The organism is Streptomyces sp. NRRL S-337 (assembly GCF_000720175.1).
Taxonomy (GTDB): domain Bacteria; phylum Actinomycetota; class Actinomycetes; order Streptomycetales; family Streptomycetaceae; genus Streptomyces; species Streptomyces siderophoricus.
Map to the genome: position 1 here is coordinate 21,349 of NZ_JOIX01000057.1, position 20,140 is coordinate 41,488.

General features: G+C 69.9%; 18 protein-coding genes and 2 pseudogenes. 10 read left to right on the plus strand and 10 right to left on the minus strand.

From position 1 onward, the window contains the following. The first annotated feature begins 485 nt into the window (after positions 1-485). From IG62_RS49165 to IG62_RS0129810, 5 genes are all read left to right on the plus strand, one after another. Positions 486-1,184 carry an LPXTG cell wall anchor domain-containing protein gene (locus IG62_RS49165; protein ID WP_234326807.1) on the plus strand — a complete coding sequence of 233 codons (699 nt, stop codon included), beginning with the start codon at positions 486-488 and terminating at the stop codon, positions 1,182-1,184. A 110-nt stretch (positions 1,185-1,294) separates the two neighbouring features. Next, a complete protein-coding gene (locus IG62_RS0129795) occupies positions 1,295-1,897 on the plus strand; it encodes a hypothetical protein (RefSeq protein WP_030810076.1) in 603 nt (200 codons plus the stop codon). 942 nt (positions 1,898-2,839) lie between these two features. After that, the gene (locus IG62_RS0129800) at positions 2,840-4,444 is read left to right on the plus strand and encodes a CocE/NonD family hydrolase (RefSeq protein ID WP_030810080.1); all 1,605 of its coding nucleotides are present in this window, start codon (positions 2,840-2,842) and stop codon (positions 4,442-4,444) included. A 384-nt stretch (positions 4,445-4,828) separates the two neighbouring features. Continuing rightward, positions 4,829-5,284: a pyridoxamine 5'-phosphate oxidase family protein gene (locus IG62_RS0129805; RefSeq protein ID WP_030810083.1), complete on the plus strand. Its 456-nt coding sequence runs from the start codon at positions 4,829-4,831 to the stop codon at positions 5,282-5,284. Positions 5,285-5,338: 54 nt separating this feature from the next. After that, positions 5,339-5,815, plus strand: a complete 477-nt coding sequence (locus IG62_RS0129810) for a hypothetical protein (protein WP_030810086.1) — start codon at positions 5,339-5,341, stop codon at positions 5,813-5,815. Between the two features lie 96 nt (positions 5,816-5,911). Here IG62_RS0129810 and IG62_RS0129815 read toward each other — a convergent pair whose 3' ends face one another. The 5 genes from IG62_RS0129815 to IG62_RS0129835 form a co-directional block, all read right to left on the minus strand. Further along, the gene (locus IG62_RS0129815; RefSeq protein ID WP_030810088.1) at positions 5,912-6,781 is read right to left on the minus strand and encodes an amino acid ABC transporter permease; all 870 of its coding nucleotides are present in this window, start codon (positions 6,779-6,781) and stop codon (positions 5,912-5,914) included. Continuing rightward, positions 6,778-7,422, minus strand: coding sequence for an amino acid ABC transporter permease (locus IG62_RS0129820; RefSeq protein WP_030810091.1), 645 nt, complete (start codon positions 7,420-7,422; stop codon positions 6,778-6,780). Before IG62_RS0129820 ends, IG62_RS0129815 begins: the two co-directional genes overlap by 4 nt. Before the next feature lie 19 nt (positions 7,423-7,441). Further along, positions 7,442-8,440, minus strand: coding sequence for a glutamate ABC transporter substrate-binding protein (locus tag IG62_RS0129825; protein WP_078872327.1), 999 nt, complete (start codon positions 8,438-8,440; stop codon positions 7,442-7,444). Between the two features lie 14 nt (positions 8,441-8,454). Further along, positions 8,455-9,198, minus strand: a complete 744-nt coding sequence (locus IG62_RS0129830; RefSeq protein ID WP_030810096.1) for an amino acid ABC transporter ATP-binding protein — start codon at positions 9,196-9,198, stop codon at positions 8,455-8,457. 212 nt (positions 9,199-9,410) lie between these two features. Next, on the minus strand, positions 9,411-9,851 hold the full coding sequence (locus tag IG62_RS0129835; protein WP_030810099.1) for a DUF6278 family protein: 441 nt from the start codon (positions 9,849-9,851) through the stop codon (positions 9,411-9,413). A 145-nt stretch (positions 9,852-9,996) separates the two neighbouring features. Between IG62_RS0129835 and IG62_RS0129840 the strand changes: the two genes are divergently transcribed. After that, on the plus strand, positions 9,997-11,796 hold the full coding sequence (locus IG62_RS0129840) for an SGNH/GDSL hydrolase family protein (protein WP_030810102.1): 1,800 nt from the start codon (positions 9,997-9,999) through the stop codon (positions 11,794-11,796). 22 nt (positions 11,797-11,818) lie between these two features. Here IG62_RS0129840 and IG62_RS0129845 read toward each other — a convergent pair whose 3' ends face one another. The 4 genes from IG62_RS0129845 to IG62_RS0129860 form a co-directional block, all read right to left on the minus strand. Further along, positions 11,819-12,613 carry an exodeoxyribonuclease III gene (locus IG62_RS0129845; RefSeq protein WP_030810105.1) on the minus strand — a complete coding sequence of 265 codons (795 nt, stop codon included), beginning with the start codon at positions 12,611-12,613 and terminating at the stop codon, positions 11,819-11,821. A 238-nt stretch (positions 12,614-12,851) separates the two neighbouring features. Further along, entirely contained in the window at positions 12,852-13,493 is a 642-nt protein-coding gene (locus IG62_RS0129850; protein ID WP_030810108.1) for an MBL fold metallo-hydrolase, read from the minus strand. Positions 13,494-14,053: 560 nt separating this feature from the next. Further along, the gene (gene pcaC / locus IG62_RS0129855) at positions 14,054-15,337 is read right to left on the minus strand and encodes a 4-carboxymuconolactone decarboxylase (protein WP_030810111.1); all 1,284 of its coding nucleotides are present in this window, start codon (positions 15,335-15,337) and stop codon (positions 14,054-14,056) included. A 288-nt stretch (positions 15,338-15,625) separates the two neighbouring features. Beyond that, the gene (locus tag IG62_RS0129860) at positions 15,626-16,552 is read right to left on the minus strand and encodes a beta family protein (RefSeq protein ID WP_030810115.1); all 927 of its coding nucleotides are present in this window, start codon (positions 16,550-16,552) and stop codon (positions 15,626-15,628) included. A 345-nt stretch (positions 16,553-16,897) separates the two neighbouring features. Between IG62_RS0129860 and IG62_RS0129865 the strand changes: the two genes are divergently transcribed. The 3 genes and pseudogenes from IG62_RS0129865 to IG62_RS0129880 all read left to right on the plus strand — a co-directional run. Next, on the plus strand, positions 16,898-17,107 hold the full coding sequence (locus IG62_RS0129865; RefSeq protein WP_030810118.1) for a DUF6243 family protein: 210 nt from the start codon (positions 16,898-16,900) through the stop codon (positions 17,105-17,107). A gap of 405 nt (positions 17,108-17,512) precedes the next feature. Further along, complete coding sequence (locus IG62_RS49680; RefSeq protein WP_267887925.1) at positions 17,513-17,635, plus strand: hypothetical protein; 123 nt, start codon at positions 17,513-17,515, stop codon at positions 17,633-17,635. A gap of 648 nt (positions 17,636-18,283) precedes the next feature. Further along, positions 18,284-19,018: pseudogene (locus tag IG62_RS0129880) on the plus strand (PIG-L family deacetylase); the annotation flags it as partial. A 417-nt stretch (positions 19,019-19,435) separates the two neighbouring features. Here the strand turns inward: IG62_RS0129880 and IG62_RS49955 are convergent. Further along, positions 19,436-19,525 (minus strand): annotated as a pseudogene (locus IG62_RS49955) (3-oxoadipate enol-lactone hydrolase); the annotation flags it as partial. A 245-nt stretch (positions 19,526-19,770) separates the two neighbouring features. Here IG62_RS49955 and IG62_RS0129885 point away from each other — a divergent pair. Then, complete coding sequence (locus tag IG62_RS0129885) at positions 19,771-20,025, plus strand: hypothetical protein (protein ID WP_030810124.1); 255 nt, start codon at positions 19,771-19,773, stop codon at positions 20,023-20,025. The last annotated feature ends 115 nt before the right edge of the window (positions 20,026-20,140 follow it).

The window sequence follows — 20,140 nt, forward strand, 5'->3', positions numbered from 1 at the left end:
CAAGCTGTGCCGCCCCGGCGGCACTTGGGATGATCTGAGAGGTCTGCTGGATGAAGATTCTCCATGCCCTGACGGCCGCCGCAGCGGCTGCCGTGTTAGCGCCCGTCGCCGTACTGGCCACGCCCGCCGCCGCGTTCGCAACGGAGCCGGTGTCCGAGGCCGGTCTCCGCACGCCCGCCTCTCCCGACTTACCCGATGCCGCAACGCCGGCGGGCCGGTTAGCGGATTCCGCAACGAGCGGCGGCGGAACGGGTAACCCGGACGAGTCGCGGCGCCCGGGCGAAGCCGCTGCCGGTGGCTCGGCATCCCAGGACCGTGACGGGTCCGCACGTCCCGACCCGGGGAAGCCGCCGAAAGCCGCCGGGACCGTCGAAGGGACCACTGAGAAGACCACCAGCGCGGGTGGTGCCACCGGTGGAGGCAAGGACGCCGGTGATTCCGGTGTTGCGGGTCAGTCCTGTGCGTTCGAGTCCGACCAGTTGCACGTGGCCGTCCACGGGCTGCCGTCCCAGCTGACCGCGGGCGGCGCCGGGACCCCCTTCTCCATGACGCTCACCAACACCACCGGCAAGCCCCTGGGGGAGGTCCAGCCCTTCCTGCTCGTATCCTCCGCCGAGGATGTCGACCGGCCGTACTGGGAGCTGGAGACCGAGTACCGCGACGCCAAGACGGGGCGGTGGAAGACCTTCCATGACGCGGAGCCCGACGACCTGTTCGGCTTCTTTGCCGTCGGTCCGCGCAGCACCATCACGCTCCAACTGCGCACCCGCGTGGTCAAGGACGCCAAGCCCGGCGCCGGGTACGCACTCGCCGCCGGCGACTACCGCAACCGCGACGGTTCCTGTGGTTCGGCCAAGGAAGCCTGGTACGACTTCACCATCCTCCCCGCGGGCACGAAGCCGACCCAGCCCCCGACCACCGAGCCGAGCGAGCCGGGCAAGCCGGGTGGCACGGCCGGGTCCAGCCACAGCGCCGCGTCCGGCGGCGGTACGAGCGGTCCCGATTCCACCGGCGGCCTCGGCCCGCAGGGCAGCGCCCAGCTCGCCGCGACCGGCTCCTCGTCCGCGCTCCCGGCGATCGCTCTCGCCGGCGGAGCCGCGATGGTGGTCGGCGCGGGTGCGGTCATCGGCGTGCGCCGCCGGAAGGGCGTGGCCGGTCCGGGCGCCACGGACGTCACCGCGTAAGCCCAACCATTTCTCCAAGAACCTGACAACCCAAGAATCCACGGCCTTGGAACTCAATGACGCTGGAAACAAAGGTTCCAAAGGGCCCGAAGAACCGAAAAGAGATCTTCATGAAACTGCGCCGCGCCCTGTCGGTCTCGGCCGCGACGGCCGCCCTACTCCCCATGGCGGTGGCCGCCGCGCCCGCCTCCCAGGCGGCCCCTGCCGCGAAAATCCCGACGTGCTACGACCTAGACACCGCCTACGGGCAGTACCACGACAACACCTTCGTGGGCCGCTCCTTCGGCATACCCAAATCGATCACTCTCGGCACTCACTGGACGAGCTACACCGCCACGCTCACCAACGCCTCGGCGAAGGAGCTGAAGTCCTTCGAACTCAGCGCCAAGCTGGGCAGTTATGTCTACAACGAGGGCGAGCGCGACCTCAGCCCGTACGGCGATCTGCAGTACTGGGACACCTCGCAGCACGCCTGGAAGACGCTGCGCCAGGCCGGTGGAAACGCCCGCGGCACCATCCCCGGCCCGAAGACGCTGAAGCCCCGCGACTCCGTCCACGTGCAGCTGCGGTTCAGGGTGAGTAAAGACCTCCCCCTGGACCAGGCGTACGACGCGTTCACCGGCCTCACCGGCACCTTCGTCGACCGCTACCGCAACATGGACTGCACGGCCCACGGCGACGCCGTCGGCGCTTTCTCCCCCCGCAAGGGCTGAAACCTGCGGGGAAGGCTGCCGCCGTCGCGGCCCGGCGGCGGCAGCCCCCTACGGGGCTCATAGCGCTCCGGCAAGTCACGCCACAAGAGGCCGATACGGATCTTGTAAACCATCCCATTGACGACCTGGCGGCCTGCCACCCGAGGCCATCCGGCGACGGCTCTCGGCATCTGCGGGACAAGCAACTCCCGCTCTCCGCCAATGAGTTCATGATGACGTACCACCCCACCGCACTCCCCCACTCGGTGATCCTTGAAGACTGACCTGGTCCCGGCCAGCTCAACGTGGCTCACCGAGGCCAGACGACGTCCGACCCACACCAACTCACCTCCATGCGGCTGGACTCGCTCGATGCGGCCTGCCCCGGCCGAACACGACTGGACCCCACTGGACGCCACTGGACACGACTGGACACGGCCCGACGCCGCCCAAATTCGACCCGATCCGCCTTGCCCTCCAACTCGCATCCGGCGTCGCCCTACGCACCCCGAGGTGGCCCGGCGCCGGGGTCGGCCAGGCACCTCGACGTGGCCGAACTCGGCCCGCCAAGGCCGCAGCCAGCTCGGCCCGCCCCGCACGGACTCAGCCACGGGCCAGACAGACCCGACCCAGGCCGGGTCGGGCCAAGCCAGGGCACGCCAGGCCAGGACACGCCAGGCCAGGCAGTAGCGACCCCCGGCCGACCTAGGGTTCACCCCAACTCGCCTCGCCTCAGCCGGAGTCGGGCGGGCCCCACTCAGACCCACCCCAACTCAGGCCCGACTCGCCCCCGACCCACCCCCGACTCACCCTCGACCCAAGGCTGTTACCCACCCGTAACCTACCGATGGGTTACCTTCGGTAAGGGTCGGACTTTACTCTCCAGTCACCTCGGGCCGGGCGTATGCCCCCTCCTGTCCCAGACAGCGTGCGGTCGGCTCGCATCGAGATCTGGAGCAGAAGATGACCCCCTCCCGTACGACCCTGCGCGCCGCTATCGGCACCGTTTCGGCGGCAGTGCTGGCCACGACCGTGCTCACCGGCGCACCGGCCACCGCCCAGGCGGCGACCCCGGACGCCACCCCCGCGGCCACGGCGTCCGCAGGTTCCGCCTCCGTGCGGTTCGTCGACATCAAGGGCCAGGGCGGGATCACCCTCAAGGCCAACGTCTTCACGCCGGCCGGTGCGGACGGGACGCGGCAGTACCCGGTCATCGTGCTGCCCACCAGCTGGGCGATGCCGCAGATCGAGTACATGGCACAGGCCAAGAAGCTGGCGGACGCGGGATATGTGGTCGTCGGATACAACTCGCGCGGCTTCTGGCAGTCCGGCGGACAGATCGAGACCGCCGGACCGGAGGACATCGCCGACGCCTCGAAGGTCATCGACTGGGCGCTGGCGAACACCCCCACCGATCCGCAGAAGGTCGGTATGGGTGGGGTCTCCTACGGGGCCGGGATCAGTCTGCTGGCGGCTGCGTTCGACAAGCGGATCAAGGTGGTTGCAGCGCTCAGCGGCTGGGCCAACCTGATCGACTCGATCTACAGCGGACGGACCCAGCATCTGCAGGCGGCAGCGATGCTCGGCGGCGCTGGTGAGCTGACCGGGCGGCCCAGCGCCGAACTCCGTACCGTCCTCAAGGACTTCCTGGCCTCCAATCTCTCCAAGGAGAAGGATCTGATCGCCTGGGGGAAGAAGCGCTCCCCCGCCACCTACCTCGACCGGATCAATGCCAATGGCGCGGCGATCATGCTGGGCAACGCCTGGGGCGATTCGCTCTTCCCGCCCAACCAGTACGCCGACTTCTTCGACAAGCTCAAGGGGCCGAAGCGGCTGGAGTTCCGGCCCGGCGACCATGCGACCGCCGAGGCCCTCGGGTTGTTCGGGCTGCCCGACGACACCTGGACCGACACCAAGCGGTGGTTCGACCGCTACCTCAAGGGCGCCGACAACGGGATCGACAAGGAATCGCCGGTCCTGCTCAAGTCTCGTTCCACCGGGGCCTACGAGGGCTACAAGAGCTGGAAGGACGTGCCGTCTGCACACCAGAAGATCGCCCTGGACGGCAGCCGGCAGATCAATACCAACTGGGACTCCGGCGCCGACGGTGGCCTGATCTTCCTCTCCAGCATGCTGGACCAGTTCTTCCGGTTGCCGCCGATGGCCTCGATCCCGCTGCTGCCGCGCTCGCTGGCCGCCGTCTGGCAGTCCGAGCGCTACGAGACCGGGCAGCGGGTCCGCGGCACCACCCGGCTGCACACGACCGTCACCAGCACCGCCGAGAGCGGTACCGCGATCGCGTACCTCTACGACGTCGGCCCGCTGGGCATCGGCAGGTTGGTGACCCACGCGCCGTACACCTTCCACGGCAAGACGCCCGGGCAACCCTTCGGCGTGGACCTGGAGCTGTTCTCCACCGCCTACGACGTCCCGGCCGGGCACAAGCTGGCGGTGGTCGTGGACACCGTCGATCCGCTGTACATCGAGCACAATCCGTCCGGCGCCCAGCTGACGTTCTCCTCTCCCGCGGACGATCCCTCGTACATCTCCGTCCCGGTGCGCGACTAGGCACCGCGGCGGCGCCGGCCCCGGTTCGTCGGCACGTTGGGGAGAGCCGGGGCGGGCAGGGCGAGGGTCGCCGAGAGAGTGGGGAACGAGGGAGTGGGGATTGAGGGAACCGGCTGCGCCGGGCTGAGAGAAGGCAGTGAGCGTGTGCATGGTGGGGCCTCCCGAAGGGATGTCGTCTGACGGGCTGTTCGTGTCATCAACGGTTCCATGAACGCCGGCCCAGGTCATCGCACCACGGGTTGACCCCTCCTCAACCCCTGGTTCTCAACCCTTGGTTCTCGCCCAAGGTTCTCAACCCCGGTGGCCCCGCGGACCGGTCGTAGGACCCGGGGCGTACAGCGCAGGCCTGAGGCGGCGCGGGGTGGTGGTCGCTAGCCTCACCGCATGGCCACCACCCCACCGGCCCGCGACGCCGGGCAGCGGAAGCGCGATGCGCTCGCACGACTGAGGACGGACGAGGACGCCTGGATCTCCTCGGCGTCCGCCGACGGCACGCCCTACCTCGTGCCGTTGTCGTTCGTCTGGCACGACGAGCGGCTGGTGATGGCCACGAAGAAGAACAACCCGACGGCCCGCAACCTCCGGGCCAACGGTGCCTGCTGGGTGGCGCTGGGCCCCACCCGGGACGTGGTCCTCATCGAGAGCACGGCCGAGACCGTCGCCTCCGACGCGCTGCCCGACGACATGGGCAAGGCGTTCGCCGAGAAGCTCGGCTGGGATCCCCGCGGCCGGGAGGCCTGGGTGTTCCTCGCCTTCCGCCCGCGCCGGATCCTGGTCTGGCGCGAGGAGAACGAGCTCGCGGGGCGGGAGCTGATGCGGGACGGGGTGTGGCGGGTGTAGCACCGCGCGGCCGTGCGTCCGGGCCCGGGAGCGGCCGGTGGCATGATCGCCGGTATGGGAAATTCCGCCCCGAGCCCGCAGCAGCGGCCGCATCTGCCCACGACCGAGTCGGCCGTCACGGCCGTACGGGAAGTCGCCGAGGAGTACCGGCTCGAAGTGACCGTCACGGACGACATCGGTGCGGATGTGACCTCCCGGCGCACCTCCGCCGGGGCGTTCACCGTGCTGGACCCGGACGGCTCGCTGCCGCACGAGGCGTTCGTGGAGCTGGGCGGGGACCCGGCGGTCACCGTCCAGTTGTTCCCGGAGGACGATGCGAAGATCACCGTGGACGGGGTGGAGTTCGCGGATGTGCCGCGGGATGCGGTGCCGGCATTCCTGCGGTCCGTGTACGGCGGTCTGGCCCACGTCAAGACGCGGTTCTTCCCGCCGGGACAGTGGCTGGTCGTCCCGCTGCCCGGTGATGAGACGTACAAGGAGCTGATCTTGGGCGGGGCGCTCAGTCCCTGGCTCGCGCGCCACATCCGCTGACGGCGGCTCCTTGAAAGCCACGGATGGCTCCGTACGGCAACGGCCCGGAGGGACCACTAACGGCCCGAAGGCCCAGGGGAGAGCCCCCGCCTCGCCTCAAGGCGCCGGCCGCTGATGGTCGCCCGGCATGAGGTTCCCCGGTTCCGCGGCGGCCACCTCGACGGACTCGACCTTGGGGTTGCGCATCTGGCGCCGGGAGACCCAGTTGGCGAACCAGGAGAGCAGCATGCACATCCCGATGTAGATCGGCGCGATGATCATGACGACGGGGATGAACGGCAGGTCGTAGTCCAGGTTGGAGGCGATGAGCTTGCCGGCGTGCAGGAACTCCTCGTAGGTGATGAGGAATCCCAGCGAGGTGTCCTTGAGCGCGACGACCAGCTGGCTGATGATCGCCGGCAGCATCGCCCGGACCGCCTGCGGCACCAGCACGTACGTCATGACCTGCGTCTTTTGCATGCCGAGCGCGTAGGCGGCCTCGCCCTGGCCGCGCTCGACGGCGTTGATGCCGCTGCGGAAGACCTCGGCGAGGACCGAGCCGTTGTAGAGCGTCAGGCCGGCGACCAGGGCGGGCAGCGGCGCCACCTGGAGCGCCACGTAGATGAAGAAGATCATGACGAGCAGAGGCATCGCGCGGAAGAACTCCACGACCAGCGTGCACAGCCAGCGGATCGGCCGGTGGACGGAGAGCCGCCCGGCGGCGAGCACGGCACCGAAGGCCAACGACAGCACCGCGGCGAACCCGAAGGCCCGCAGCGTGTTGGCCAGTCCGGTCAGCAGGAGTTCCTGGATGCCGACGTAGGTGAAGGGGCTCCATTTCGCGGTGGTGAACTGGCCGGTGACGAAGAGCAGATAGAGGATCCAGCCGATCAGGGCGAGGATCACGCCCGTCCCGGCGAGTCCGTAGGCCCGGTGGCGGGTCCTGGCGCGGGGGCCGGGGACGTCGTACAGGGCATTGGCGGTCATCGGGCGACTCCGTAGTGCTTCTCCAGCACGTTGAAGATCGCGCTGATGGACAGGGTCACGATCAGGTAGCCGACGGCGATCCAGAAGAAGGTCCAGATGATGCTGTAGCCGAGCTCGTTGAGCGGTTTGTAGACGCCGAGGAGTTCGACGACGCTGAAGGCACCGGCGATCGCGCTGTTCTTGGCGAGCGCGATCAGCGTGGACCCGATGGGCGGGATGACGGAGCGGAACGCCTGCGGCAGGACGACGATGCCGAGGGTCTGCGGGAAGGTCATGCCGAGGCTGCGGGCCGCCTCGCCCTGTCCGGTCGGCACGGTGTTGATGCCGGAGCGGACCGCCTCGCAGATGAAGGCGGAGGTGTAGCAGCCGAGCGCCAGGATGGCGAAGAGCTTGAAGGGCAGGACCAGGCCGAACCGCGGCAGGCCCAGCACCACGGCGAAGAACAGCAGGGTCAGCGGCGTGTTGCGGAGCACCGTCACCCACGCGGTGCCGAAGGCCCGCAGCGAGCGGACCGGGGCGACCCGGAAGGCCGCCATGAGGAAGCCGAGGGCGAGCGCCAGCAGGGAGGCGTAGACGGTGAGTTCGACGGTGCCGAGCAGCCCCTCCGCGTAGAGGGAGAGGTTGTCGAGGAGAACGTTCATCGGTCGGTTCCTTGGCGGCTCAGGTCGCCGGGTAGCGGTCGATCGGGGGCGGCTCGGGGGCGGGCACCCCGGACAGGCCGAGGGTCGCGTCGTAGGCCTTCTTCCAGTTGCCGTTCTTCTCGTTTGCGGCGAGCGCGTCGTCCAGGGCGAAGCGCAGCGCGTTGTCGGCGCGCGGGACGCCGATGCCGTACGGCTCCTCGGAGAAGGGTTTGCCGACCACCTTGAGCTCGCGGGGGACCTTGGCGGCGTAGCCGAGCAGGATCGCGTCGTCGGTGGTGACCGCGTCGACCTGGAAGGTGAGCAGGTTGTCCACGCACACCGAGTAGGTGTCGTAGGCGACGAGGACGGCCTTGGGGTACTCGGACTGGATGCGCTGGTACGGGGTCGAGCCGGCCGCCGAGCAGACGCGTTTGCCGGCCAGGTCCTGCGGTCCGTGGATGTCGTGTTCGTCGGTGCGCACCAGCAGGGACTGGCCGGCCATGTAGTACGGGCCGGCGAAGCCGACCAGCTTCTTGCGCTTGTCGTTGATCGTGTAGGTGCCTACGTAGAGGTCGATCTGGCCGTTCTGCAGGGCTGTCTCGCGGTTGGCGGAGGCGATGGTCCGGAACTGGATGGTGCGGGGCGGGAATCCGAGGGCGGCGGACATCATCTTGGCGATCTCGATGTCGAAGCCCGTGTAGACGCCGGTGGCGGGGTCCTTCTCGCCGAGGTAGGGCTGGTCCTCCTTGACGCCGATGATGAGGTGGCCGCGGCGCTTGGCCGCCGCCCAGGTCGGGGAGGACGGCAGCCGGAAGTGCTTGGCGACCGGGTACCGGGGCAGTTCGCTGCCCTTGGGGCCCTTGACCGGTGGGCTGCCGGCCCGGCCGCAGCCCGCGAGGACCAGTGCGAGGACGCCCACTACGGCGAGCACGAGGACCGTGCGGGGTCGGGGCAGGCGGGCGGAGCGTCGGTATGCGGACTGGCGGTATGCGGACTGGCGGTATGCGGACTGTTGGTATGCGGACTGTCGGTACGGCATGGCGGCACCCCCGTTCAGTGCTTGAGGATCTTGGAGAGGAAGTCCTTCGCCCGCTCGCTGCGCGGGGCGGTGAAGAATTCCTCGGGGGTGCGGTCCTCGACGATGCGGCCGTCGGCCATGAACACCACGCGGTTGGCGGCGGACCGGGCGAAGCCCATCTCGTGGGTGACCACGACCATGGTCATGCCCTCCCGGGCGAGCTGCCGCATGACCTCCAGCACCTCGTTGATCATCTCCGGGTCGAGTGCGGAGGTCGGCTCGTCGAAGAGCAGCGCCTTGGGGTCCATGGCGAGCGCGCGGGCGATGGCGACGCGCTGTTGCTGGCCGCCGGAGAGCTGCGCGGGATATTTGTCGGCCTGGGAGACCAGCCCGACCCGGTCCAGGAGCTCACGGGCGCGCCGCGCGGCCTCGTCCTTCCGCTTCTTCCGGACCTTGACGGGGGCCAGCATGATGTTGTCGAGCACGGTCCTGTGGGCGAAGAGGTTGAACGACTGGAAGACCATGCCGACCTCGGCGCGCAGCTGGGCGAGCGCCCGGCCCTCTTCGGGCAGCGGTCTGCCGTCGAGTTCGATCGTGCCCGATTCGATGGTTTCCAGGCGGTTGATGGCCCGGCACAGGGTGGACTTCCCGGACCCGGAAGGCCCGATGACCACGACCACCTCCCCACGGTCGACGGTGAGGTCGATGTCCTGGAGGACGTGCAGTTTTCCGTAGTGCTTGTTGACCCCGCGCAGTTCAATCAGCGCCTCACCGGCCATGTCCGACCTGCCCACTCTCATCCGTACAGCGGAGAGCCCGCAAACTACCGGGGAGATTGAGGCGGTACGCCCTGACACGCACGCCCAGCCGGGTTCGAGGGGATAAATCGGGTAAGTCGGTCTGGTGGTGTTCCGGGTCTGGTGGTGCCCTCTTTGGTGGTGCCCGCGCCGGCGGGGACGAGGACCAGTGCGACGGGTGCCGGGCCTGCCGGTCAGCTCTCCGCGGCCTCGGCGTACACCTGGGAGAGTTCCGGCGCGCCGTCGTCGGCCCACTGGTGGCCGGCCGCCACGACGTCGATCTCGCGCCCGGACGCCAGCCGGACCACCGGCTGCCCGTCCGGCCAGACGTGCCAGACCGCGCCGCGGACGGTACGCACCAGTACGGTGCCGAGGTACAGGCCCGCGTCGTTGCCGAGCCAGGGCGCCACCTCGGGGTCGTCCCGCCAGACCGGCTGAAGCTGGTCCAGCCGCTCCAACGAGCGTACGGAGTCGTCGAGTTCGACGCCCGCGGTGGCGGCGTGGGACCGCAGCAGCTCGCACTCGGACAGCAGCTCGATGACGCTCTCCGGGTCGGCGCGCACCGACTCCGCGAGCGGCACGGACCGGCGGGCCGGCGGTCGCTTGCGCCACTTGTCCAAGAAAGACATGTTCATGGTGTGCAGGGTCCCACCCCACCTGTGGTCGGGGCCACAGGCGCGCGGCGTGCCCCGGCGCCGTACGCCACCTTGACGCGCCCCCGTCGGCTCCCTACCTTCAGTGCGCCCGGAGCGGATCTGCGGCCGGAGGGGACACGGACCGATGCGCCTACGCCGATGGGGCACCGCCCTGACACTGCTGCTCCTGATCACCGCGCTGCCGGGCACCGCGCTCGCGCCGGCGGCCGCGGCAACCACGGCGCCGACGGCGCCCCGCCCGCTGCCCCGGCTCTTCGACAACACGGCGGTGAGCGACAACTCCCGCCCCGTTGCGGCCGATTTCGACGGTACGGGCCGCTCGCTGTCCGCGCAGGACCTGGCGGCGGCCGGCTGGTCGCCGGGGAGCGTACTGACCCTCGACGGCGCACGACTCCGCCTGCCGCGCAGCGCGGCCGGGACGCCGGACAACGTACGGGCCGCCGGCCAGGCGGTCGCGGTGCGCGGCCGGGGTGATGCGCTGACCTACCTGGTGGCCGGAACGGGTGGCCAGGTGGCCGGCCGCGGAACCGTCCACTACCGGGACGGCTCGCACAGCGCCTACGAACTCATCGCTCCCGATTGGCGCTCCGGTCCGCTGAGCACCAAGGCGGTGGCGCTGCCGCACGTCAACGGCCCGGACGGGCAGTCGGCCGGTCCGGCGCGGCTCTACGCGGTGACCGTACCGCTGCGGCCGGGGCGGGAGGTGGCGTCGGTGGTGCTGCCGCCCGCGCCCCCGGCCGAGGCCGCCCTGCACGTCTTCGCGCTGTCGGTACGGGACACCGGGCGCGGCCGCACCGGGAGTTGGGCGGCGAGTACGACCGGCTACCGCGCCGTCGGCCCCTTGCAGGACCGTACGGTGCGGCTGGTCGTCCACAGCGGCGCGGGCGGGCCACGGGCGCGGATCCGGATCGCCAACACCTTCGCGGCGGCACCGGTCGCCATCGGGGCGGCGAGCATCGCGGTGCGCGGTACGGGGGCGGCGGCCGACGGCCGGCCCGTGGCGCTGACCTTCCGGGGGCGGGCCGGGGCCCGGATACCGGCCGGCGCGGAACTGTTCAGCGATCCCGCGGCCTTCACCGTCCCCGCGGACACCGATCTGCTGGTGAGCCTGCATCTGCCCGGGACGGTGACCGCGGCGCCGGTGCACCAGGAGGCGGCCCAGCTCTCGTACGTGAGCGCCGACGGCAGCGGCGACCGCACCCGGGACACGGACGGCGGCGCCTACCCGCAGACCATCGCCTTCTGGCCGTTCCTGACCGGTCTGGAGACCGACGGCGGGCCCGGCTCGATCGTCGCGCTGGGCGATTCGATCACCGACGGGGTGAAGTCGACGAGCGGGGCCAACCGCCGCTGGCCGGACGTCCTCGCCCGCCGCTTCGGGGCCCAGCACGCGCTGCCCCGTTACGGCGTGCTCAACCACGGCATCTCGGCGAACCGCATCGTCACCGACCGCTATCAGGGCGACGGGGTGAGCACGGACACCGGAGGGGTGAGCGCCCAGCACCGGCTGGAACGGGACGTGTTGGCCCAGGCGGGGGCGCGGACCGTGGTGGTCTTCGAGGGCATCAACGACGTGCGCTGGGGCACCCCGGCCGAGGACGTCATCGCCGGTCTGCGGGCGCTGGCCCGGCGGGCGCACGAGCGGGGGCTGCGGGCGGTCGCGGCAACCCTCACGCCGTGCGGGGGCTACCCCGACTGCACCCCGGCCGCGGAAGCCCGCCGTCAGGCCGTCAACGCCTTCCTGCGCGACGGCGCCGGGCAGGGTGCCTTCGACGCGACCCTGGACTTCGACGCCGTACTGCGCGACCCGGCCGCTCCGGCCCGCATGCGCCCCGCCTACGACAGCGGCGACCATCTCCACCCGGGCGACGCGGGGCTGCGCGCGCTGGGTGAGTCGATCGAGCTGAGGACGCTCGTGCCCTGAGCGGCCTCGAACCGGTGGTCCGTCACGCCCCCACGGACTGTACGTCCAGGTCCACCACGACCGGGGCGTGGTCCGAGCCGCCCTTGCCCTTGCGCTCCTCGCGGTCGACGTAGGCGTCGGAGACGGCTTTGGCGAAGGGGGCGTTGCCGTAGACGAGGTCGATGCGCATACCGCGGTTCTTGGGGAACGCGAGCTGGCGGTAGTCCCAGTAGGTGTACGGGCGGTCGTACTTGAGGGGGCGCGGGACGACGTCCGACAGGCCGGCCTCGCGGAGGGCCTGGAGGGCGGCGCGCTCGGCGGGGGTGACATGGGTGGAGCCGACGAAGACGGCGGGGTCCCAGACGTCCTCGTCCGTGGGGGCGACGTTGTAGTCCCCGAGGACCGCGAACGGGCGGTCGCCCGCCGCGTCCTCGGCGACCGCGGTCTTCAGGGCCTCGAACCAGCCGAGCTTGTAGGTGTAGTGCGCATGGTCGACCTCGCGGCCGTTGGGGACGTAGACCGACCAGACCCGGGCCGCGCCGCAGGTCGCCGAGATGGCCCGGGGCTCCTCCACGCCGTCGTACTGCGGCCCGCCGGGGAGGCCGATGACGACGTCCTCCAGCCCGACCTTGGAGAGCACGGCCACGCCGTTCCACCTGCCGTTGGCGTTGACCGCGGCCTCATAGCCGAGCTCGCGGAGCTGCTCGTACGGGAACTGCTCGGCGGTGCACTTGGTCTCCTGGAGGCACAGCACGTCCGTGCCGGAGCTCTCCAGCCAGGCCAGCAGCCGCGGCAGGCGGGCGGTGATCGAATTGACGTTCCAGGTCGCGATGCGCATGTCTGCAAACCTACCGCCCGCCACTGACAGCCCGGGTCCGGTCCCGGCCCGGTCCCGGCCCGGGCTCGGCTCGGGCCCGCTCGGCGGGGCCCGGACGCGGGGGAAGCGGGCCTGTCAGGGCCGGGCCTGTGGGGGCCAGCCTGGGGGAGCCAGCCTTTGGGACCCAGCCTTTGGGGCATCGGCCGCCCGGGATTCAGCCCACGGGCGGTTCAGCCCACTGCGGTCAGCCCACCGCGGTTCAGCCCACGGCGGTGTGGCTGCCGGGGGTGAGCCGGCCGTGGTCCGTACCGCCGAGCTTGTCGATCATGGAGTCGTAGATCGGGCGGGCGTGGTCCTGGAGCAGGCTGTCGTGGATGTCGATGGCCCGCCGGGGCGCGACCTCGCGGACGTAATCGATCACTTCGGCAACCTTGTTCCAGGGCGCGTGGACGGGCAGCAGCAGGGTGTCGACCGTACGCCCCTCGGGGACCGTGAGCGCGTCGCCGGGGTGGAACACCGCGCCGCCGTCGAGGAGGTAGCCGACGTTGGTGACCCGCGGGATGTCGGGGTGGATCACGGCGTGCAGCTGGCCGTGCACCTCGACCTCGAAGCCGGCCGCGGTGAAGGTGTCGCCCTCGCCGACGGTGTGGACGCGGCCCGGGAAGGCGGCCGAGAGCTGCTCGGCGACGCTGGCGAGGGTCCAGATCTCGGCGCCGGGGTTGGCCTCCATACCCGCCCGCAGTCGGTCCTCGTGGAAGTGATCCATGTGCTCGTGGGTGACCAGGATCGCGTCCGCGCCGACGGCCGCGTCCTCCTCGCTGAAGACACCCGGGTCGATCACGAGCGTCTGCCCGTCCTTCTCCAGCCGGACGCAGGCATGGGTCTTCTTGGTGAGTTCCATGCCTGCCATCTTGCCGCGCCGGGGAGCGAGCGGGGCCCCGGCGTGCTCCCTCGGCTCACGTCTCCCTGGCTCCCGCCTCTCCGGGTCACGTCTCCCCGGCTCACGTCTCTGACACGCGCGCGCCCGTGTCACCTGACCCGCCCACCCCCCGAAGGGGAGTGGGCGGCGGGGAAAAACCAAGGCGCGGGTGGGCGGCGGGGAGGGGGGCGATCAGGCAGTGCAGCCGACAAGGGGTGCGGGCGCGGCGCGCCCCGCAACAAGAGGTCCCGGGAGGCACCGCCGGCAAGAGGGGTGGCGAGGGCTGGGGCGCCCCGACGACACGAGCCGCAGACGATGCGCCCGGCACCAAGAGGACCCGGACGCGCTTCACCACCCACAAGACGACCGCACGCCGTGCACTCGCCCACAAGACGACCGCACGCCGTCCACCCGCCCACAAGACGACCGCACGCCGTCCACCCGCCCACAAGACGACCGCACGCCGTCCACCCGCCCACAAGAGGCCCAGGCGGCGACCCCCGGCCCAAGGAGGCGACGAAGGCCCGCGGCCCCCGCTCCCCTTAGCCCTCCGGTGTCGTTTCCTCGCGGATTACTTGCTGGGCGACCGCGAAGGCCGAGTTGGCGGCCGGGACACCGCAGTAGATGGCGGTGTGGAGGAGGACTTCCTTGATCTCCGACGGGGTGAGGCCGTTGCGGAGGGCTGCCCGGGTGTGCAGGGCCAGCTCTTCCTTGTGGCCGCGGGCGGTCAGTGCGGTGAGCGTGATGATGCTGCGGGTGCGGCGGTCCAGGCCCGGGCGGGTCCAGGTCTCGCCCCAGGCGTAGCGGGTGATGAAGTCCTGGAAGTCGCCGGTGAAGTCGTCGGCGGCGGCCTGGGCGCGATCGACGTGGGCGTCGCCGAGGACCTCCCGGCGGACCTTGAGTCCCGCCTCGTACGTGCCACCGCGGTCCTGATCGGGCTGGGCGAGGCCGGACTCTATGGCGGCGGGGGGCGCCTGCGGGGGCGGCGGAGGTGCGATCTGCGGCTTGGGGGCGGCGGCGCCGATGGCCGCCTGTCCGCCGGGGCCGGGCTTGTCGTGCCAGGCGTTGGTGAAGTGCCGGATGAGCAGCTCGGTGACGGCCGCGGGCTGCTCGACGGGCGCCAGGTGGGAGGTGCCGGGGACCAGGGCCAGGCTCGCGTCGGGTATGCCGGCGACCAGGGTGCGGGCGTCGGTGGTCGGGGTGACCTGGTCCTCGGAGCCGACGACGACGAGCGTGGGAACGCCGACCCGGCCGAGCGAGGAGCGCACGTCGTAGGAGGCCAGCGCCTCGCAGGCGGCGATGTAGCAGCCGGGGTCGGTGGTCCGCACCATCTGCACGGCCCATTCGACGATGGCGGGCTGAGCGCCGGCGAAGCCCTGGGTGAACCAGTGCTCGGGGGCGGTGCGGGCGATCGGGTCGAGTCCGTTGGTGCGGATGACGACGCCGCGCTGCCGCCAGGCGTCGGCGGTTCCGTAGCGCGGTGAGGAGGACACCAGTGCCAGGGAGGTGACGCGGTACGGGCGGGTGAGCGCCAGCTGGGTGCCGATGGCGCCGCCGATGTTGCAGCCGGCGTAGCCGAAGCGGTCCACGCCGAGGCCGTCGAGCGTGGCGATCAGCCGGTCGGCCAGCTCGGCGACGGAGGGCGCCGCGTGGGCGGGGGAACCGCCGTGTCCGGGCAGGTCGAAACGGATGACCCGCCACTGGCGGGTCAGCTCGGGGATCTGCCGGTCCCACATGTGCCATGTGGTACCCAGCGCGGCACCGAGGACGAGTACGGGGGCGTCGTCTGGACCATCAATCCGGTGCTGCAGGGTCTTCTCACTCACCCGACCACGCTACCCACTCCGTGACGCGATCCTGACACCCGGGTCAGGAAGAGCCGTCGAAGCGGGGCCGCGGAGCGCGTCTGGAGGCGGGATCTTCGCAGGTCAGAGGCTCCCCGTGGAGACTTCGTGGACGACCGGTGGCCCGACTCGTCGTAGCTCACCCATGATCCGCCGGTACGGATCCGGCGCCGCCTTGCTCGTGATCAGGACCGGGGACTTCTGGCCCAGAGAAGCGGCGTTGCGGGGTGTGCGTCGACAGCTCGCTCACGCCCTGCGCGCTCTCAAATCTCACAGACGCCCCCATGACGTACCCGCGCCGGTGGGCGGCCAGTAGGGCGAGGAGACCAGGTCACGGCTGAGGGTGAAGAAGTCGTCGTTGCCGGGACGGGTCTTTGGGTAGACAAAGACCTGCCAGTCTGCCGCCGTGGTGTAACGCATGTTGGGATGCGGAGTCCCACGAGCCTGCAGCGGCATTCGCGGGTGCGTCACACCGAAGTCGCCGAAGTCAGGCACTTCTCCACGCCACTGGTCGCGAACCTGCTTCCAGAGAAGCGCATCTTCCCTCACTACCGGCGTTGCTCGTCCGCGCGGGAAATTCGTCAGATTGACCGGGAAGGCACCAGCAGCCACGCACTCATGGCGCCAAGGCCACTGCGTCATGTGCTTGAGCGTGTCCAGCACCTCAACTGCCAGTGCTGTCCTTCCGTCCCGAGAATGCACAGGCCCAGCGTCAATGATCAGATCTATTTCCTCCGGCGCAGCGCGGAGTGTGCGGAGCATCTCGCGGACTCGTTCATCGTCCGGACGGCATTCTTGTGCGTCACGAGCCGACGAGATGCGTAGACAACCGCCCTGCTGGTGCCACGCCATCACCGCACGAACCTCGGCGAGCGTCTCGTCGGTATCAGTACCCCTGAAGACCGGGCACATCGCGACCTGTCGCCAGCTCAGCGACTCGCCGACCCGCACCATCGGACCGCCCGCATCGCCCTTGAGTACCTGCGCTGCCGGCAAGGTTCCGCAGTCGACCGTGAGGACCATTCCATTCGGAACATCTTCCATGGCACGGTCACAGAAGGTCTCCAGGAGATCCCGAACGTCGCAGTCGGGCACGACCTCCATCACCGGACGAATCTGGGACTGCACCTCCGCCGACGCATGCCCCAGTGCCAGAAACTCCCCCGCCTTGCCCTTGAGAATTGGAACGTAGGCCACCGGCTCCCCCAAGCACAGCACGCACTCAACCAGTTGAAGTACCAACCACTCTTCTCAGAATGACGCATCGTTCCCAGACTCGACAGAGTCTCGAATCAGCCATCCCGGCTCAAAGTGCGACGAACACCGCGAGGTCGGCCCCATCCCGTGCCCCGGAGCAAACAACGCGGCAGCGAAAAATGGTGTGCGGGGCCGACGGAACCGGGTAATGTCCTTGTCATGTTCTTCCAGACGCCGATTTACGAGTGAGAGCGTGATGGGCCCCTGCTGACGTCCTTCGGCGTCGCCGCGCCCGTCCCCCACCGATGAATCCGTAGATCACTTCACATCATTCCGGGAGAACCCGTGAGCAAGAACATCAACAACCCCGTGGGCATGGGCGGCGGCCAGCGCAAGAGGCTGTCCCGCGCCGAACGCCAGAACAACGGTCCGCACCGCAACCTCGACCGCCAGGGTGCCGCCGACCAGAAGGCGGAGCTGGTGCGCAAGATGCGCGAGAAGGCCAGCGCAGCCGAGGGCGCCGGTGATACGGGCGACGACACCGCACAGGGCTGACGCACCGCCGCCGCAGGGCGGCACCGCACGAGGCAGGGCCCGGACCCCGACGCGCGGTTCGGGCCCTGCTGCCGTACCGGGCGCGGCCGGTCCCGCTCAGCTCTGGCCGACCACCCGGGGCAGCCGCAGATTCAGCAGCCCCGTCACCGCCACCACCCCGAGTTGCACCAGCAGCGTCCCCACCAGTGCGTTCCCCGTGCCTAGCCCGGGCGACACCGCCAGCAAAAGCGTGCCGAGCGTCGCCACCCCACAGCCGGCGAGACTGCTGCGCGGTCACCATCATCCCGCTGCCCACCCCCGCCCGGCCCACCGGAGAGCACGATCCGCAGCAGCACCGGGTGCTGGAAGCCGTGGCCAGCCCGGCCAGCAGCAGACTGGGGAGCAGGTCCACGAACCCCAGGGTTGATGATGCTTTCCGCGCTTCCGGTCGCCGAACTGCGCGGTCAGGCGGATGCACTCGCCCGGGAGATCCGCGAGGCCGATGTGCCTGTCCAGCGTACGCACTGGGAGGTCGATCTGCTGGACTGAGCAGTCCAGCTGGCTGGGACGATATGGCGCGGGTAGCAGCTTCGGAGGCGCGCACCCACCGAGGGCTGGCGGCTTTCCAGCCCATTCCTGGCGAGTGATGAGCAACGCGGGAGTTCGACTCCCATCAACAGTGCAGCTCAGCACCGCGTACAGGTAAACGTGCACATTGCACAGCACCACGTGCAGATCCGAGGCGGCGAGTGCGGCTTCGGGGTCTTCTCACATCGCAGCACCACGGAGAACGACGATCTACGGCGGATATGTTGGCGATTTTGGTGGCGCTCCAGTCATCCATCGTGAATGAGACTTTCCGCGAAAGCCAGGTCGTTTGAGAACGCTGACCACAGTCGGTCTCAAACAACCTGGTAACCGCGCAGGTCAGCAACCCACCACACGCAAGACACCTCCACGGGACGGCAGTTCGCGCCTGTACCTCGTTCGCGTGGCAACCCGACGCCTGGAAGGCCATCGCCGTGCCGGGAACAGCCAGGCGGGTCGGCGCGGTTGCATCGACCGAGGGACCGGCGCCGCACGGGCGGGGAACACGGAGACCACAAGGTCGTCCGCCCCACCAGGATCCGGTCCCAGGATCGCGGTACACCCGCCGCGCACTCGGAACAAGACGTATTTCTGCAGGAGGACTGTTTTATGACTGACCGGCCCTTGACGCTCATGGCAGTGCACGCCCACCCCGACGACGAGGCCACCGGAACCGGAGGGGTCCTGGCGCGGTACGCGGCGGAGGGCATCCGCACGGTTCTCGTGACGTGTACCGACGGCGGTTGCGGTGACGGGCCAGGGGGTGCCAAGCCGGGCGATCCCGGACACGATCCGGCGGCCGTCGCCTTGATGCGCCGTCAAGAACTTGAGGCGAGCTGTGACGTCCTGAAGGTCAGCGATCTGGAAATGCTGGACTATGCCGACTCCGGGATGATCGGCTGGCCCAGCAACGACGCCCCCGGATCCTTCTGGCAGACCCCCGTGGAGGAAGGCGCCGCCCGACTCGCGGAACTCATGCGGCACTACCGACCCGATGTGGTCGTCACCTACGACGAGAACGGCTTCTACGGCCACCCCGACCACATCCAGGCCCACCGCATCACGATGGCGGCGCTGGAGATGACCGCGCTGACCCCGAAGGTGTACTGGACGACGATGCCCCGCTCGATGATGCAGCGGTTCGGGGAGACCATGCGCGAGTTTCAGGAGGACATGCCGGAGCCGGATCCTGCCGAGGCCGCCGCGATAGCCGAGATCGGCCTCCCCGACGATGAGATCACCACGTGGGTGGACACCACCGCATTCAGCGGTCAGAAGTTCGATGCCCTGGCCGCGCACGCCAGTCAGGGCGAGAACATCTTCTTCCTCAAGATGGGCAAGGAGGGACACATCCGGAGGCTTGTCCACGCGAGTTCCGCTCCGGCAGACCGGCATCCAGCCACTCGCCGGCCGCGTCAACACGTGCTCGCGCTAGCGGGGTTGGCCCCGGGGGTCCGGATCGTGCTCCTCGTGATCCTGCTCCCCGCTCGCGCGGAGATGGGCGCCCCGGTATAGCCCTACAAGCATCCGCGCCACCTGGGACGGAGCGGGGAGCGGGGAGGATGCTTCCAGCGCGTTGGGGTTCTCGCGTCCGCCGCGCACAGACGCCCCGCCGGAGCGTTCCGGCGGGGCGTCTCGTCTCACGTGCTCTCACACGCGTCTCACAGACTGTGTGGACGCCCCCGGACTACAGGGCTCCGACATGGACTTGGGAGCCATTTCCTGCTTCGGCTGGACGCCCCAGGACGCGGGTTACGACCTGTGCCATGTGGTACCCAGCGCGGCACCGAGGACGAGTACGGGGGCGTCGTCTGGACCGTCGATCCGGTGCTGCAGGGTCTTCTCACTCACCCGACCACGCCACCCACTCCGTGACGCGATCCTGAAAAAAACCCGGGTCAGGAAGAGCCTTCACAGCATGGCCGCGAAGCGCGCCTCGAGGCGAGATCTTCGCAGGTCAGAGCCTCACCGTGGAGACTTCGTGGACGGCCGGTGGCCCGACTCGTCGTAGCTCACCATGGTCCGCCGGTACGGATACGTTGCCTTGCTCGCGATCCCGGCCGGGGTCTTCCGGCCCGGAGAAGCGGCGTTGCGGGGTGTGCGTCGACAGCTCGCTCACGCCCTGCGCGCTCTCAAATCTCACCGCGACCCGGATCACTCTGGCGCTCGGGACCCTCTGGGTCGCCTGCACGGTGATCGGCGTGCAGGCGGCCGGCGTGCCGGTGGCCGCAGAAAGCACAGCCGGAGTCATACAGAACCGGGCGCAGCAGGTGCAGGCGAACCTGGCGGACGAGCAGGCGTTCGCAAAGGAGGCCGGCGCCGACGCGTTCCGCGACACCCCGGGCGACTGACTGCTGACCGGGCTGCGCGGCTAGGACGTCATCTTCACCCTGCCCGCTTACGGACCCCAGCCCGGTTCCGGCGCGCCCCGGCCCGGTTCCGGCGCGCCCCGGCCCGCCTCATGAC